Origin of the sequence: Neisseria sp. P0008.S010 (assembly GCF_051962715.1) — a bacterium.
Lineage (GTDB): Bacteria > Pseudomonadota > Gammaproteobacteria > Burkholderiales > Neisseriaceae > Neisseria > Neisseria elongata.
Genome location: NZ_JBQCVA010000316.1, coordinates 1 through 264 on the forward strand (window position 1 = coordinate 1; position 264 = coordinate 264).

The following is a 264-nucleotide window of genomic DNA, read 5'->3' on the forward strand; positions in this document are numbered from 1 at the left end:
GACTACTCGGGTATCTAATCCTGTTTGCTACCCATGCTTTCGTATCTCAGCGTCTATACCCGTCCAGTTGACCGCCTACGCCACTGGTGTTCCTCCGAATATCTGCGAATTTCACCTCTACACTCGGAATTCCGTCAACCCCTCCGGGATACTAGACTGAAAGTTTCAAAAGCAATTCCTGGGTTGAGCCCAGGGATTTCACTCCTGACTTTTCAGTCCGCCTACATACGCTTTACGCCCAATGATTCCGAACAACGCTAGCCC

1 rRNA gene is annotated in these 264 nt (G+C 50.4%); it reads right to left on the reverse strand.

Annotated features, from left to right (window positions below):
* Positions 1 to 264: ribosomal RNA gene (locus ACTHSL_RS13755) — 16S ribosomal RNA — on the reverse strand; the annotation flags it as partial.